This is a genomic window from Nostoc sp. 'Peltigera membranacea cyanobiont' 232 (assembly GCF_002245985.1).
GTDB lineage: Bacteria > Cyanobacteriota > Cyanobacteriia > Cyanobacteriales > Nostocaceae > Nostoc.
Window position 1 is genome coordinate 1 of record NZ_NOLK01000012.1, and the last position, 15,094, is coordinate 15,094.

Consider the following 15,094-nt stretch of genomic DNA (forward strand, 5'->3'; position numbering starts at 1 on the left):
ACCCCCAGTCCCCAGCATGGATACTCTCACACTCAAACTTCGAGGCATGAGTTGCGCTGGTTGCGCTAACAACATCGAAAAGGCAATTCGCTCTGTTCCTGGGGTGATTGACTGCAACGTTAACTTTGGAGCAGAACAAGCCACTATCAAGTACGATCGCTCTCTAGCCAATTTAGAGAAAATTCAAGCTGCGATCGCATCTGCGGGATACTCTTCTTACTCACTCCAGGAAGAATTGCTCTCTGAAGAAGATGATGCCGAAAAAGCGAATAGGCAAGCATTACAACGCGAACTCTTCCTCAAAGTAGTTATGGGAGGTGTAATCAGCATTTTCCTCTTTTTGGGGTCGTTGCCGATGATGACTGGGCTAAACTTCCCTTTAATTCCCAACTTCCTGCAAAATCCTTGGGTACAGTTAGTGCTGACAACACCCGTTATATTGTGGTGTGGCGGATCTTTTTACCGCAATGGCTGGAAATCTCTCAAGCGCCATACGGCGACGATGGACACGCTGATTGCTTTGGGTACAAGTGCAGCGTATCTATATTCTTTATTTGTCACTGTTTTCCCGAAATTTTTTATTGCTCAGGGCTTGATACCTCATGTTTATTATGAAGTTGCTGCCATTGTTATTACTTTAATTTTATTGGGGCGGTTGTTAGAAAATCGCGCTAGGGGAGAAACTTCTGAAGCCATCCGCAAACTGATCGGATTGCAAGCCAGAGATGCCAGAGTTATCCTTGGTGGTGTAGAAGTTGATGTTCCCATCGCCGAAGTCAGAATTAATGATGTGATTTTAGTCCGTCCTGGCGAGAAGATTCCGGTAGATGGCGAAGTGATTGCAGGCGCTTCGACGGTAGATGAAGCGATGGTGACTGGTGAAAGTTTGCCAGTGAAAAAGCAGCCAGGAGATGAGGTGATTGGGGCAACGATTAACGGTGCGGGTGCATTTCAGTTTCGGGTGACACGAGTCGGAAATGATACGTTTTTGGCTCAAATCGTCAAACTAGTGCAACAGGCACAAGGTTCTAAAGCACCCATTCAGCGTTTGGCAGATCGGGTGACAGGATGGTTTGTACCAGCTGTGATTGCCGTTGCGATCGCCACTTTCGTCATTTGGTTTAATTTCACTGGCAACCTCACCTTAGCAATAATGACAACGGTGGGTGTACTAATTATCGCTTGTCCTTGTGCTTTGGGTTTAGCTACCCCCACATCTGTGATGGTGGGGACGGGCAAAGGTGCAGAAAATGGCATCTTAATTAAGGGTGCTGACAGCTTAGAACTAGCACACAAAATTCAAATCATCGTTTTAGATAAAACTGGTACTTTGACTCAGGGTAAACCCACGGTTACAGATTTTGTAACTGTTAACGGTACAGCTAATGGCAATGAAATCAAGCTTTTACAGTTAGCAGCAACAGTGGAACGGAACTCTGAGCATCCTTTAGCTGAAGCGGTGGTGAAATATGCCCAGTCTCAAGAAGTGAGTTTAATAGATGCACAAAACTTCATAGCTAACGCAGGTAGTGGTGTACAAGCAGTTGTTTCAAATCAACTTGTGCAAATTGGTACACAACGCTGGTTAACAGAACTTGGAATTAATGTTATTGCTCTCCAGCAGTATAAAGATGCTTGGGAAGCGGCTGGTAAAACAGTCATTTTGATTGCTGTAGATGGCGAACTACAAGGAATCATGGGTATTGCCGATGCCCTCAAACCTTCATCTATAGCAGTGGTGAAAGCTTTACAGAAGCTAGGTTTAGAAGTAGTAATGCTCACCGGAGACAATCGGAAAACGGCTGATGCGATCGCTCAAGAAGTTGGCATCCAGCGAGTATTTGCCGAAGTGCGTCCAGATCAAAAAGCGGCGATTATCCAATCTTTGCAAAGAGGGGAACTGGGAACTAGGGACTGGGGACTAGGGAAAATTCTTCCCAATCCCCAATCCCCAATCCCCAGTCCCCAATCCCTTGTAGCAATGGTTGGCGATGGTATAAATGATGCACCAGCCTTAGCACAGGCTGATGTGGGAATTGCTATTGGGACAGGAACAGATGTAGCGATCACAGCTAGCGATATCACCCTAATTTCTGGAGATTTGCAAGGAATTGTCACAGCAATTCAACTCAGCCGCGCCACAATCAACAATATCAAGCAAAATCTCTTCTTTGCGTTTATTTACAACGTCATTGGCATTCCCATTGCGGCTGGAATTCTCTTCCCTATTTTTGGTTGGTTACTCAATCCAATTATCGCCGGGGCTGCGATGGCTCTTTCTTCGCTATCTGTTGTTAGCAATGCTCTGAGATTGCGTAACTTTCAACCAAAAGCTCTCTCATAATTGCAGGGTAATTTAGGAAATGTTCAGTAAAAAAATGCTTTGGGGAAGCCTGACAGCTTTAGTGCTTCTCACTGGAACATCAGGTGTGACATTAGCAGAAATGCCAGCCCACTCGTCAGAACAAGCCAGCCAATTTCAACGCATTGAGCAACCTTTGGGCTTGAAAGTTGGTGTTGCGATCGCTGGTTTAGCCTTGATTGGATTAGAGTTATGGTGGTTTCTCCTCTATAAAAGTCCTGAGTCCTGATCTCATTCTATTTTTACTTTTTAACAATTAGCACTCAGGGATGTTTTGAATAATAGGACAAATTGTATCTTCATAGCGATCGCTAGTATTTTTCCAGCCTGAAAGTAATCCCTTTATCTCAGAACGTAAAGTTAACAATTGATCGATTTGGCGATCGATGTGCAAGAGCTTGTCTTCAAGCTTTTCTTTAATTTCACCACAAGGAGCTTGTCCTTGGTCATAGACCTGAAGAATATTTCCAATCTCCTCTAGACTAAGACCAAGATTTTGTGCCCTTTTAATAAAGGCTAGACGAGTCAGCACATCCAATGAAAACTGGCGGAAGCCTCCCTCTGTTCGTCTTGAGGACTTGAGTAAACCTAAACTCTCGTAATAGCGAATTGTCCTGATAGGGATTCCGCTTATATCTGTTACCTGACCAATTAAAAGCAGTTTTTCATTCTGAGTTAACACGGCAGATTTCCCCAATTCTTGTAACTATTATCACATATAAAAATACGATTTGATTTATGAAAGGATGCGTAGGGTGTGTTAGCGACAGCGTAACGCACCAAACCTTCGATAATAGTGCGTTACGTGCGTTCTAACACACCCTACAATACCTAATTTTGTTCAAAAATAAAATATGATTCCTATACCTTAGTAGCTATTAAGTCATTTGAGCATTTAGCGAAAAATTGGCATCAGTATTTTAAATTTTTATCCAATTATAAATTTTACTAATCTTCTATTTTCCCAATATCTATTAAAAATGGATACTAGTTTACATAAGCTTATGTTAGGGTGTCATAATTTTAAGAATCTTCATAGAATTTAGTTGAGATTTTGACTATTGATTTTTATCTGTTTATTAGGTAGCTGTTTGTCCTGGTACTGAAAGTAACTGTTTTTTAAAAGTTTCCATGTTACTTCTAGATCAAATGCTTCACCTCAAGTGAAACTATAAAAATGAATCTCAACTCGCAGACTTTTAGCTCAACCCGTAAACCTAAAAATTTTAATAATCCAGAGCGTTTTGTTGAGGGATGGTATTGGGTAATACCCTCTCAAAATCTGCGGGTAGGTGAAGTCAAACCTGTCACTATTTTGGGCAGAGAACTAGTAATTTACCGTGGTAAAGACAAAAGAGTAGCTACCTTTGATGCCTACTGTCCCCACATGGGCGCTCACCTTGCTGAAGGCAAAGTTGAGGGTAATGCACTCCGTTGTTTTTTCCATCACTGGAAGTTTGATGCAGAGGGGATGTGTATTGATATCCCATGTTTAGATACACCGCCTTCCCTAAAATTACAAACTTGGCCCACTGCTGAGAAGTATGGGATGATTTGGGTTTGGACTGGAGAAATACCACAACAACCTCTACCTTTTGTTCCAGAGTTAGAACAAAAAGAGTGTCATGTAGCCATCCATTCCCACTTCTTGCTGAACTGTCACCCCAATGTGGTGATGATTAATGCGATTGATGCTCAACACCTCAATACAGTTCACAAATTGCCACTAGAAATTATTTTTGAAAGACATGAACTGAACGAGAATGCGATTATTTTCAGTAATACTACACCCATCAAAGACAATTTCTTGTTCATTAAGCTGATCCGTCTTTTCTACAAAAATGTCATAACTTACAGTATTTGCTATTGGTACGGTAGCATTGGCATTGTGACACTTGGCCCTGATTTCTTCCATATCCACATGATGGTTGCAGTTCGCCTCTACGAAGAGGGAAAAACTGAAGGTCAAGTTCTATTGATAACTAAGAAACGTAAAGGAATTTTTGGTTGGTTATGCAATCGAGTTGTACTATGGCTGACTAAGATTGCAGCTAAGTACTTTCTCATGGGTGACATCAAGATTCTCCAAACAATTAAGTTTGATTTGAAAACCCCAATCAAAGCAGATCAGTCAATCATGCAGTTTATTAACCATGTTGAAAAACAGCAATCCCTAATGTGGGGGACTTGGCAAGATGCGCGATCGCACGATGTGGAGAGCAAGCTCAAGCGCGAGAGATGGCAAGATAAAATGAATAATGACTAATGTCATGTCTATATGACCAGAATTCTGTTAAATTGCCTGGAGGTTACAAAGCCATAAATTAACAGGCTAATTATTTGATGGTCAATTAAACAGACATGAGATAACGACTAGTAAAAGTTAAAAGTTCAACAAATTACTTTTAACTTTTAATTTATTTTTTACTGGGCTACTAGATAAATAAAAAGAAGTGGCAAAGCCACTTCCTAATTCCCAGGTAGAACCTAAGCTATGAGTATAACGACTACAAAAATTTGAAATAGTATAAATAAACACCAATTAACTGGATATATCTGTTTTCCTTGTTTTCTAGGTTAGAAAATCCTCTTTTTCATGAGGCAAATAACTGTATATTTACATAAGTTTGATGATTGCAATGCAAACTTAATTTTATTCAGTTCATCGTCAAGATGTGCCAACTTTACCTTTTTATCAAGAAGCTGCCTTGTCCTCACGACTTGATAGCTAGACCAAAAAAATAAAATTTATTACTGTAAAAATAAGCAATTTAAGTATATACACTAAAAAAACGAATAACAGTAGCCTCTAGACCGTGGTGTTCTAATTGATGAGAGAATATTAAATTAACCATCACAAAAGTTTAAATTCATTGATCATGGCGAAAATCCAGTTTTCTAAAGGTCTTGACGAAGAAGTAACTCCAGAGGTGCGCTTGACGCGATCGCGCACTGGTGACAGTGGTACAGCGACGTTTATTTTTACCAATCCGAAGATTTTAGATCAAGGCAGCACCGAAGACATTACGGGGATGTACTTGATTGACGAAGAAGGGGAGATAATTACCCGTGAAGTTAAGGGTAAATTTGTCAACGGGAAACCGGAAGCATTAGAAGCAATTTATGTGATGAAATCTGCCCAAGAATGGGATCGCTTTATGCGCTTTATGGAACGGTATGCTGAAGAAAACGATCTCGGACTCAGCAAGGCGGAAAAATAGGGCATAGGGCATAGGGCACAGGACATAGGTAATTTTTTCATGTAGAATGCGCTATTCTCCGTGCCCAATTGTCCATTATCAAAAGTTAAAAGCTTAACCCATGACACAACAGCCCCATCCAGATTCACCTGGGATTACGGTAACTTGTGCTGTGATTACTGTCAGCGATACACGCAAGCCCGAAACAGACAAAAGTGGCCAACTAATTCAGCAGTTACTCATTGGTGCTAACTATGCTGTCGGAGCCTACACGATTATCAAAGATGAACCAACACAAATTCAAGAGCAGATAGAACATCTGGGTAAAAGCTCAAATTTGGATGCTGTAATTTTTAATGGTGGCACAGGTATTGCACCAAGAGATACCACCTACGATGCCATTGAGAAGTTACTGGAGAAAACTTTGCCAGGGTTTGGTGAGTTATTTCGTTTTTTAAGTTATCAAGAAATTGGTTCGCGGGCGATCGCTTCTCGCGCTGTTGCTGGTATTTATCAAGATAAATTAATCTTCTCGCTTCCTGGTTCCAGTAATGCTGTGCGGCTGGCGATGGAAAAACTAATTGTGCCCGAACTTACTCACTTGGTAAGTCAGCTATATAAGGGATTGAAATGAGTAGCCTTTTAGGAAGCTACGTAAAATTAAGGAATAAAGTACTGAAATCATCCTTTCTACGCTTACATCTTGAGACGACCCAGAATTATAGTAAAACGGATGAAATGTTAATATCAGGTCAGCAATGGAGCCTATTTACTGGAATTGCATAATTGGTCATGGCATCACCGCATTTTCATACTTTGGCATCCCTATATTAGTAGGGATTTTCTTTGCCAAAACCAAGGTAACTATCCCTTCTAAGTTTTGGCCAGCGTTTTTATTATCAGGTGGATTCGTAATATTTTGCGGATTTCATCATTTTTTGGCGGCTTTTGAGCCGGATTCGGCAGTGTCGCTGTTGTACTTGGGCGTACTTGATGTAATGGCATTTGTCTCATTATGTGTATTACTGTGCCTAATACCAACCGCTTATCAAATTTTAGAGGCGATCGCCAAATCTCAAGAAAATACCCGCGAACTTCAACGCAGCCAGCAGATACAAAGGCTATTCCTAGATCAGGGCCCCTTTGGAGCCTATATCAAAGATGAGCAATCTAGAGTGCTTTACTACAACCAGGAAATACAGTCTAGGTTTTCGGTAGATTCACAAGAATGGTTGGGGAAAACGGATAGTGAATTCTTGAAAGATCCAGAAGAGGGGCGGCGGGTAATGGAAAACGATCGAGTCGTTTTGAAGACTTTAAGCCCTTTAAAGTTAATTGAAGAGATAAAGATCGCTGATGATGAACAGCCATGCTACTGGCTATCCTTTAAGTTTCCCTTTAGCGATGGCGCAACGGGCGATCGCCGCATCGGTGGGATCAGTATCGATATTACAGAATCCATAGAAGCACAGCGATCGCTCACCGATCTAAATCGGCAACTAGAAGAAAGAACACTGAAATTAGAGGCAAAAAAACGGGAACTTATATATCTCTCAGATATGGCCGATATGCTTTATTGCTGTGAGTCTGAAGATGAGGTGTATCAAGTTGTTGCTTTAACCTGTTCTAAGCTGTTTCCTAGCATGAGTGGTTGTATCTATATAATTGCTAATTCCAAGAATTATGTTCAGATGAATAGTTCTTGGGGAGATGAAAAAAGCAGTAAAGAAATATTTTCAATATCTCAATGCTGGGCATTGCGAAGAGGGAAATTAAACCTTTTATCGCCTTGTAACTCAGGACTGATGTGCAGCCACTTAATACAGCCGATTAATGGCGCACATTTGTGCTTCCCATTGTTTGGACAAGGCGAAGTAGTTGGGATTCTACACCTCTATGCTCTTGAAGAAATCAGTCCAGAAGATCGGCAAATTACTGAGATTATTGCTAGAACATTAGGCTTTGCACTGAATAATCTATCGATAAAAAAACGTCTAGCTTATGATAATTTGCGGGATGGAATGACCCAACTATTCAATCAAAGCTATATGGAAACCATACTGGAACAAAGGCTAGCGGAGGCTGAACGGTCTGGACAACCTCTTAGTGTTATTTTCCTTGATATCGATAACTTTAAAGCATACAACTCGCGCTATGGGCATTTGACTGCCAATATTGTTATTCGGGGATTAGCAAAACTGCTGTTAAAATCTATTCGCTCTTTTGATATTCCTTGCCGATGGGGTGGTGAAGAATTTGTGATTGTAATGCCTAATATGACGCTGGAAACGCTCAGGAAGCGAGTAGAACAACTAAGGCTAGATGTTGAACAAATGCAATTAAAGGACGGCGATCGGATTCTTCAAGGCATTACCGCTTCTTTTGGAATTGCTGTTTCAGAATCAGGAATTACGGTTACAGATTTTCTGAATCGGGCAAATCAAGCAATGCTTGAGGCAAAGCGAACAGGCAAGAATCGGGTTATTGAGTATGTAAATAGGTACAATTAAAATAATTCGTAATTCATAAAACTGCAAATGGTGAAATAGAATCTAGAAACGCTTCAGGGTAGCGGGATAAAGGCCAGTCCAGTTTCACATCTCTACATTATGGATAATGGATAATAGATTTTCCCGTATAAAAAACAACTCCCTGAAGATGTGGGAGTTGTTTTTTGGTCTTCGACTATTTTCTCAAAATATGATTTGATTCAGAATGAAGTGATGCCTGCGGTGGGCTGCCCCTACACTAAACAGATGGTAGCTAAAATAGCCGCGATTATATAAAATACTCCAACTACTTGCAATTCTGACCAGCCAGTGAGTTCTAAATGATGGTGTAAGGGTGCCATTTTGAAGAGACGTTTGCCTTTGCCATCGGGGCCTTTGGTGGCTTTGTAATAACTTACTTGTGCCATCACCGAAAGAGTTTCTACGAAGAAGATACCACTGAGAATGAACAGTGCTACTAAGGTGTTTGTCAATAGCGCTACAGCAGCTAATGCTCCTCCCAGTGCCAGGGAACCAGTATCTCCCATGAAAACGCGGGCTGGATTACGATTATGGGCTAAGAAACCTAAACACCCACCACTTAAAGCCGCACAGAAAACCATCAATCCAGGTGCTGTGGGTGCGATTAAGGCACCTAATGCCAAAAGTGCGATCGCTACTGTTCCTGCTGCCAAGCCATCAATCCCATCTGTTAAATTAGTGGCATTACTTTCTGCAACTAGCACAAAACCTGCTAAGGGCCAAAATAAAAATCCTAATGGTAGTGTGAAGCTTACCCAAGGTAAAGCAATATTCGTAATATTAGAAGGTTGATTAAACATCAGCCATAGACAAAACACTGCTGCAAAACCTACTTGCAAAGCCAGTTTCGTTCGGGGAGATATACCTTTATTTGATTTCCGGCGGAGAATTTGCCAATCGTCAAGCCAGCCAATCAATCCGTAGCTAATTGTCAATGCCGAAACTGCAAGGACATCTGTAGCAAAGTTAGACAAGATGCAGGCAATAATCACACCTACAGGGATAAAAAATATACCTCCCATTGTGGGGGTGCCTGCCTTTTTTAAATGAGCTTGGGGCCCATCTTCGCGGATTATTTGTCCAGTTTTAAGTGCTTGAAGTAAAGGTATTACCCAATAGCCTACAGCACCTGAACCCAGGGCACACAACAGCAGTGGCAGGGTTAACGACATACTTTGCCAAGGTAGTCTGTTGGCCATCGAATCCAAGAAAAATGCTGTTGTACCTAGACCAACCGCTAACAGAGAGGCTAGCGCGATTCCAGAAATATTTAGTCCTTGCTCAGGAGATAATTTAGCGTCCACAGAAGTTTCCCTTCACTCCACACTTATTAAATTGAATACCAATAGCTAGGGATACTACCAAGTCCCTAGCCTGAAAAGGCTAATCCTCGGCGATTCCTATATCGTCATCATCATCAAGGTCGTAGCCAATTCCATCTTCTACACCCATTAGGGAGTTTATTTCTTCTTCGCCATCTTGAAAATCCGGTTCGTGAACGTCACGTGTTATTATCCGACCCTTATTTTCCAACCAATCTAATAAAGAGGACTCTGGCTTGATGGGGATGACATGGGCTCGCTGGTTACGGGGTTCTTCACGTAATGGAGAGTTCAACATATCAAAGAAGACAAGAAAAGGTTTACGTAAGTTGACATTTAGAGTCTATCACTTGACACGGATTAATTTAGTTATCTTTTCAACCCTTTGGTTGATAAATCCGCATTCAGATAGAAATTTTTTATTTAGGCTTAAGTCAAGCGATTCTTAGTAATTTTATGGTTCTACACATAGGTTATGAATATCTTGTTTATGCTGATGGAAAGTGAGTGATTTTAGAGGTGACTAGGCGATGATGGGAAAAGCGGCTCTCATGGATGCGATCGCTGGTACTAATCGCGGTCTACTGGCGACTGAAGCCCAGAAACAGGCTATCTTAGCAGCGATCGCCAATTTAGAAGACTTTAATCCTACACCCCGTCCGGTGGAAGCTGGTAATTTGCTAGATGGCAATTGGCGATTACTATACACCAATAGCAAGGCTCTTTTAAATTTAGATCGTCTACCTTTTTGCAAACTAGGTCAAATCTATCAGTGTATCCGGGTAGAGACTACCAGTGTTTACAACATAGCTGAGATTTATGGCTTACCTTATTTGGAAGGATTAGTCAGCATTGCTGCTAAATTTGAGCCAGTTTCCGGTCAACGTGTCCAAGTAAAATTTGAGCGGTCTATTATCGGCTTACAACGTTTAATAGAATACAATTCTCCGGTAACTTTTATCCAACAAATTGAAGAAGGTAGAAAATTTCCGGCAATTGATGTTGCTATAAACAGCGATCGACAGCAAGGCTGGTTAGATATCACTTATATAGATAACGATCTGCGGATCGGCAGAGGGAACGAGGGGAGCGTGTTCATATTGAGTAAAACATAAGTTTGTGCAAAAATACTGTTTCGCAATGAAGGTAAGCTAGAATGGCCACCTTGTCAAGTAGGGTATGATACAGTTTTAAATTTGGTATATGGTATGGGGTGGCCGAGATGAGAGAGATACGAATAACTAATATTCAATGTCCATTAACCAATGCGCCATACCAAATTCAGATAAATAACTTAACAAAGACTCTTGTCGCGACCTTCAGGTTGTAGAGTGAAATCAATTAGCCCTCTAGATTGGCGATTGATAACTAAAAGGGAAAATAATCATGGTTCAACGTGGTTCTAAAGTACGTATTCTCCGCCCTGAATCCTACTGGTTTCAGGATCTTGGAACTGTGGCTTCCATTGACCAAAGCGGCATCAAATACCCTGTAATTGTCCGCTTTGATAAGGTCAATTACTCTGGTATCAATACCAACAACTTTGCTCAGGATGAATTAGTCGAGGTTGAAGCACCAAAGGCTAAACCACCTAAAAAATAGCAGCAAAGCTACAAGTGGGTTGTTTGATGCGATGATGAAGGGTAGTCTTAAGTCTGAAGGTATGAAGTCTGAAATTTCAGTTCATTCATTCTTCATCCTAGCCTACCCTAATCTATGAGAGCCGCCCTGCGGGTATTTACGGTTTCTCTTGGGTAATAATAACGAGCCATCTACGGCTGTGTAAGTTACTACCCCATCTCTTCTTTATTGAACCCCCAAGTACATTAAAATTGTCTGCTTAATCAGCTTGAATGCCTGAACTGCCTGAAGTTGAAACAGTCCGAAAGGGTCTAAATCAATTGACCCTTAACCAAGAAATTACGGGTGGAGATGTGCTGCTCAATCGCACCATCGCCTACCCGTTTTCTGTAGGTGAGTTTGTTGATGGAATTAACCAGAATACAATAGCTACTTGGCATCGTCGCGGTAAATATCTCCTCGCCGAACTTTCTTCCCCTTCATCAACCAGTTGGCTAGGGGTTCATCTGCGAATGACCGGTCAACTACTTTGGCTACATCGAGATGAACCATTACATAAGCACACGCGGGTTAGATTATTCTTTGGGGAGCGGCAGGAATTGCGTTTTGTCGATCAGCGCACCTTCGGTAAAATTTGGTGGGTTCCGCCTACTGTTGCTGTAGAAAATATTATGACTGGTTTGGCAAAACTGGCAGCAGATCCATTTTCACCGGAATTCACTGTTGAATATCTAGCAAGCAAGCTCAAAAACCGCCGCCGTCCAATTAAGACTGCGTTACTGGATCAGTCGGTGGTGGCGGGATTAGGAAATATTTATGCCGATGAAGCCCTGTTTAAGAGTGGAATTTTACCTGAAACTTTGTGTATAGATTTACAGCTAAAGCAAATTGAGCGTTTGCGAACAGCCATAATTCAAGTTTTAGAAACCAGTATTCAGGCTGGCGGTACAACTTTTAGTAACTTCTTAAGTGTTAAAGGTGTCAACGGCAATTATGGTGGTGTTGCCTGGGTTTATAACCGCGCTGGAGAACCCTGTCGAGTTTGTGGTAGGCCAATTCAACGGATTAGGTTGGCTGGGCGATCTAGTCATTTTTGCCTACAGTGTCAAACGTTAGGGGGAGTTGGGAGTTAGGAGTTAGGAATTTTTACTTCTAATTCGGAACTCTCCTAAAATGCAGATAAAACAATCTATAAATTTGAAAGGAGAATTCATGGCAGTTAAAAAGGGAGATATGGTTCGCGCGATCCGCGAGAAACTGGAAAACAGTTTGGAAGCAAAAGCCAGTGATACTCGCTTTCCTTCTTATTTGTTTGAAACCAAGGGCGAAATTCTAGATGTCAAAGGTGATTACGCCCTGATTAAGTTCGGGAAAGTGCCGACACCAAACGTTTGGTTACGTGTAGATCAACTAGAAGAGTTTAAATAATAAAAAAGAATTCAGGAGTCGGAATTCAGAATTCAGCATTGATTCTGACTTCGCTTATTAGAGGTTGAATGAACAATTATTTGACTGTGATTTTAGGCACTTTTAGATTCCCCCTAACCCCCCTTTTTAAGGGGGGAATAAGAGTCTTAAAGTCCCCCTTTTTAAGGGGAATTTAGGGGGATCTAAAACTTTTAATACCGACAAGAGGACTTTTCAAACATCCTCTTAGACCTCTTGCAAAAGTCCCTAACACCCAATCCCTCCCCGCTTTTTGGGAGGGGTTCTGTATTTTTGATTTATGCAAGAGGTATGAGGTATTTCTTTCAATGCTATTTTTGTTGTCGTTACTAATCCGTTGGATGTGATGACTTATTTGGCTTACAAGCGTGTATTGGAATTAACACTCAGCAATGAAGAAAGAGAGTGTTTGCATACTTCGGCTCAATCTGTGCGTCAAAATCTTGAGCGATCGCAGGAAATTTTGGATAACAAGAAGCGAGCAAATAATTCCTAATTTAAGATACAAGTTCTCGGATTCATCGATGATGATTGTAATGGGTTAATTAAGTTTGAAATAGCAACAAAAAGAAAAGGCAAGAGGATTTGAACCCACTGCCTTATTTGTTATTCCAAAATTGCTCGCCCTATGAAAACCAACACCATGAGATTAATTTGGCATTAACTGCGGGAATCCCGATCTGCGGGGTCGCCGTAGGGGTCTTCGCTGGCTGGGCGGACATCACCAAACTCCCCTGTGTCTGCGGGGTCGCCATAAGGGTCTTCACTAGCTGGGCGAACGTTGCCGTAAGACGCGATATCTGCGGGGTCGCCATAAGGGTCTTCGCTGGCTGGACGGACATCGCCGTAAGATGCTGGATCTGCGGGGTCGCCGTAGGGATCTTCACTGGCTGGGCGGACATTGCGATCGCCTACGGCGGGGCGTAGCCCATCGCGCAATTTGGCATCTTCTTCAGCTTGATCGCTGTTCGACCCCAAAAGCAAATCTTTCGCCTTTCGGAAAAATTCATCTACCATAATCTGTCTCCTGATTTAAGTTCGTGTTTCCGACGTGCGCCATCGGCGTTATCCTCCGGGAAACCCGCTTTAGATTTACACACGCTTGGCTGGTCTAGAGTTGCGGTGCTGCGGATGAAGTTATACCAGTGAGATCGCGACCTGTAGTACTTCTGTTGTAGCCTTGGAATTCCCGATATTTTTGTGCTTCAGATTCGGGGACTCGAATTCCTTCTGCTGGTGCAGTTACCCAGTGAGCGCGATGTTCGGCATCACGGTAGTATACACGCCCATTCTTGGAAAGATAGTATTTACCTTGCGCTCCTTCTTGTGAAGCGTTTTTATGTTGGTTGTAGAGGTAATAAAGTCCCGCAGCCCCTGCTAAAAGTGCCACTTTTTGCCCTGTACCCAATCCCTTCTTAGCTTCAGGTTGGTTTGTGTTGCGATCGCTCACTGTTCTACCAACACTATCATCAACAGGTGGTGGAACTGAGGCTTTTTGGGAACCGCCTCCGCAGCTACTCAGCAAGGGTACCATTAGCAATGCTGAAAGCAGCACTGCGAATAGACGCGAAACTATTTTACGTTCTTTATATATTGTATTCATCGGATTTCGTTATCACCTTTATTTGCTAAGAGCCATGCTGTTGCAAAAACCAAGTTGCAATTCCTGTTATTTCGCCTAGATCGGAAAAACATGTACCCCTTGATTTGTAACTGCACCAGCCACAGCGTTTAACTGTCATGATCGTTGATTTTCTCAAGTCTTCCATCCTGCCTTTGAGAGAAACTGCATTCATCCGAAGGAAATATATTGTTGATTTTTGATTAACCAAATTTAGCTGAAACGCCGAAATATTCAGCAATTTCTCGGTTATTTTTTCTGAGTAAATAAATTAAAAATATACAGTTACTATGCTGACATTTGTCAAAAAATACACTCAATATGACATCAAAAAATACAGCCCAAATTAGCACTCGTCTCCTTTTGGCTTTATGGGATTTGGGAGGAACGCATCAGGAAGTTAAGAAGGGTCAACTGACTAAGCGAATTGTATCCAAAAGCCAGAAGGTAGCAGATTATCAGAGTGTATTCGAGGAATTACAGAAAGAGGGTGCGATCGCAATCTCCAAAAAGGGATATTCTCTGACATCTGGCAAGGGTTTAGAGGTATTGCGTGATGGTTTGAGAAGTGGCGAGTTTAAGTTTGAAGGGACGATTGTCGGAACTTGGGCGGCGAATGCGCTGGTGAAGTGGATTAGTCAGATTGATGTTGCGGTAGTTAGTGCAGATGTACCAGTTAATGGGAAGGGTGCGATCGCATCTTACGACGAATTTAAATCTGTGGCGTTGGAAGTCTACGACAAGCTGAACTACAACTACAACTTAGATGATCTAGTGCCAATTTATCGGATTAGGAGAGAAATAGGCGATCAGATCACTCGTGAAGATTTCAATGAATGGCTGTTGGAAATGCAGGAGAAGGATATTTTGCAACTTCAAGGTGGAAGTTTACCAGACAATGACCCAGGAAAACTAGAAGATTCGGTAACGACTGAAGTCAGTGGATTGCGTTGCTATGCTAAACGTTTAAACTAATCCACCAATTTTTGTAATTTTTGATAATTCTCTCCTAGCCCTCATACACAATTAGT

17 protein-coding genes are annotated in these 15,094 nt (G+C 41.8%); 12 read left to right on the forward strand and 5 right to left on the reverse strand.

Features of this window, described 5'->3' with window-relative positions; translation table 11 throughout:
* Positions 1 to 16: 16 nt before the first annotated feature.
* Both CDG79_RS06100 and CDG79_RS06105 read left to right on the forward strand, forming a co-directional pair.
* Positions 17 to 2,344: a heavy metal translocating P-type ATPase gene (locus CDG79_RS06100; protein WP_094341415.1), complete on the forward strand. Its 2,328-nt coding sequence runs from the start codon at positions 17 to 19 to the stop codon at positions 2,342 to 2,344.
* 19 nt (positions 2,345 to 2,363) lie between these two features.
* Entirely contained in the window at positions 2,364 to 2,591 is a 228-nt protein-coding gene (locus CDG79_RS06105) for a hypothetical protein (protein WP_094341343.1), read from the forward strand.
* Positions 2,592 to 2,618: 27 nt separating this feature from the next.
* Here CDG79_RS06105 and CDG79_RS06110 read toward each other — a convergent pair whose 3' ends face one another.
* The gene (locus tag CDG79_RS06110; protein WP_094341344.1) at positions 2,619 to 3,044 is read right to left on the reverse strand and encodes a heavy metal-responsive transcriptional regulator; all 426 of its coding nucleotides are present in this window, start codon (positions 3,042 to 3,044) and stop codon (positions 2,619 to 2,621) included.
* 495 nt (positions 3,045 to 3,539) lie between these two features.
* Between CDG79_RS06110 and CDG79_RS06115 the strand changes: the two genes are divergently transcribed.
* The 4 genes from CDG79_RS06115 to CDG79_RS06130 all read left to right on the forward strand — a co-directional run bounded on the left by CDG79_RS06115 (position 3,540) and on the right by CDG79_RS06130 (position 8,072).
* Positions 3,540 to 4,628 (forward strand): aromatic ring-hydroxylating dioxygenase subunit alpha, encoded by a 1,089-nt coding sequence (locus tag CDG79_RS06115; RefSeq protein WP_094341345.1) that lies wholly within the window; start codon positions 3,540 to 3,542, stop codon positions 4,626 to 4,628.
* A 613-nt stretch (positions 4,629 to 5,241) separates the two neighbouring features.
* Positions 5,242 to 5,583, forward strand: coding sequence for a photosystem II reaction center protein Psb28 (gene psb28 / locus CDG79_RS06120; protein WP_094341346.1), 342 nt, complete (start codon positions 5,242 to 5,244; stop codon positions 5,581 to 5,583).
* Positions 5,584 to 5,683: 100 nt separating this feature from the next.
* Positions 5,684 to 6,196, forward strand: coding sequence for a MogA/MoaB family molybdenum cofactor biosynthesis protein (locus CDG79_RS06125; protein WP_094341347.1), 513 nt, complete (start codon positions 5,684 to 5,686; stop codon positions 6,194 to 6,196).
* A gap of 124 nt (positions 6,197 to 6,320) precedes the next feature.
* The gene (locus CDG79_RS06130) at positions 6,321 to 8,072 is read left to right on the forward strand and encodes a diguanylate cyclase (RefSeq protein ID WP_094341348.1); all 1,752 of its coding nucleotides are present in this window, start codon (positions 6,321 to 6,323) and stop codon (positions 8,070 to 8,072) included.
* A 233-nt stretch (positions 8,073 to 8,305) separates the two neighbouring features.
* Here CDG79_RS06130 and mraY read toward each other — a convergent pair whose 3' ends face one another.
* Together mraY and CDG79_RS06140 are read right to left on the reverse strand one after the other, a co-directional pair.
* Entirely contained in the window at positions 8,306 to 9,397 is a 1,092-nt protein-coding gene (mraY, locus tag CDG79_RS06135) for a phospho-N-acetylmuramoyl-pentapeptide-transferase (RefSeq protein ID WP_094341349.1), read from the reverse strand.
* Positions 9,398 to 9,476: 79 nt separating this feature from the next.
* The gene (locus CDG79_RS06140) at positions 9,477 to 9,713 is read right to left on the reverse strand and encodes a DUF3134 domain-containing protein (protein ID WP_094341350.1); all 237 of its coding nucleotides are present in this window, start codon (positions 9,711 to 9,713) and stop codon (positions 9,477 to 9,479) included.
* 232 nt (positions 9,714 to 9,945) lie between these two features.
* Here CDG79_RS06140 and CDG79_RS06145 point away from each other — a divergent pair, with 232 nt between their 5' ends.
* From CDG79_RS06145 to CDG79_RS42130, 5 genes are all read left to right on the forward strand, one after another.
* Entirely contained in the window at positions 9,946 to 10,530 is a 585-nt protein-coding gene (locus tag CDG79_RS06145; RefSeq protein ID WP_094341351.1) for a PAP/fibrillin family protein, read from the forward strand.
* Between the two features lie 271 nt (positions 10,531 to 10,801).
* Entirely contained in the window at positions 10,802 to 11,017 is a 216-nt protein-coding gene (locus CDG79_RS06150) for a photosystem I reaction center subunit IV (protein ID WP_094332781.1), read from the forward strand.
* A 251-nt stretch (positions 11,018 to 11,268) separates the two neighbouring features.
* The gene (locus CDG79_RS06155; protein WP_094341352.1) at positions 11,269 to 12,129 is read left to right on the forward strand and encodes a DNA-formamidopyrimidine glycosylase; all 861 of its coding nucleotides are present in this window, start codon (positions 11,269 to 11,271) and stop codon (positions 12,127 to 12,129) included.
* Positions 12,130 to 12,208: 79 nt separating this feature from the next.
* Positions 12,209 to 12,424: an NAD(P)H-quinone oxidoreductase subunit O gene (locus tag CDG79_RS06160; RefSeq protein ID WP_094332783.1), complete on the forward strand. Its 216-nt coding sequence runs from the start codon at positions 12,209 to 12,211 to the stop codon at positions 12,422 to 12,424.
* 364 nt (positions 12,425 to 12,788) lie between these two features.
* Complete coding sequence (locus CDG79_RS42130; protein ID WP_189524902.1) at positions 12,789 to 12,938, forward strand: hypothetical protein; 150 nt, start codon at positions 12,789 to 12,791, stop codon at positions 12,936 to 12,938.
* A gap of 164 nt (positions 12,939 to 13,102) precedes the next feature.
* Here the strand turns inward: CDG79_RS42130 and CDG79_RS06165 are convergent, their stop codons facing one another.
* On the reverse strand, positions 13,103 to 13,459 hold the full coding sequence (locus CDG79_RS06165) for a translation initiation factor (RefSeq protein ID WP_094341353.1): 357 nt from the start codon (positions 13,457 to 13,459) through the stop codon (positions 13,103 to 13,105).
* A 94-nt stretch (positions 13,460 to 13,553) separates the two neighbouring features.
* The gene (locus CDG79_RS06170; protein WP_094341354.1) at positions 13,554 to 14,045 is read right to left on the reverse strand and encodes a hypothetical protein; all 492 of its coding nucleotides are present in this window, start codon (positions 14,043 to 14,045) and stop codon (positions 13,554 to 13,556) included.
* A 339-nt stretch (positions 14,046 to 14,384) separates the two neighbouring features.
* Here CDG79_RS06170 and CDG79_RS06175 point away from each other — a divergent pair, with 339 nt between their 5' ends.
* Complete coding sequence (locus tag CDG79_RS06175; protein WP_094341355.1) at positions 14,385 to 15,038, forward strand: hypothetical protein; 654 nt, start codon at positions 14,385 to 14,387, stop codon at positions 15,036 to 15,038.
* Positions 15,039 to 15,094: the final 56 nt, after the last annotated feature.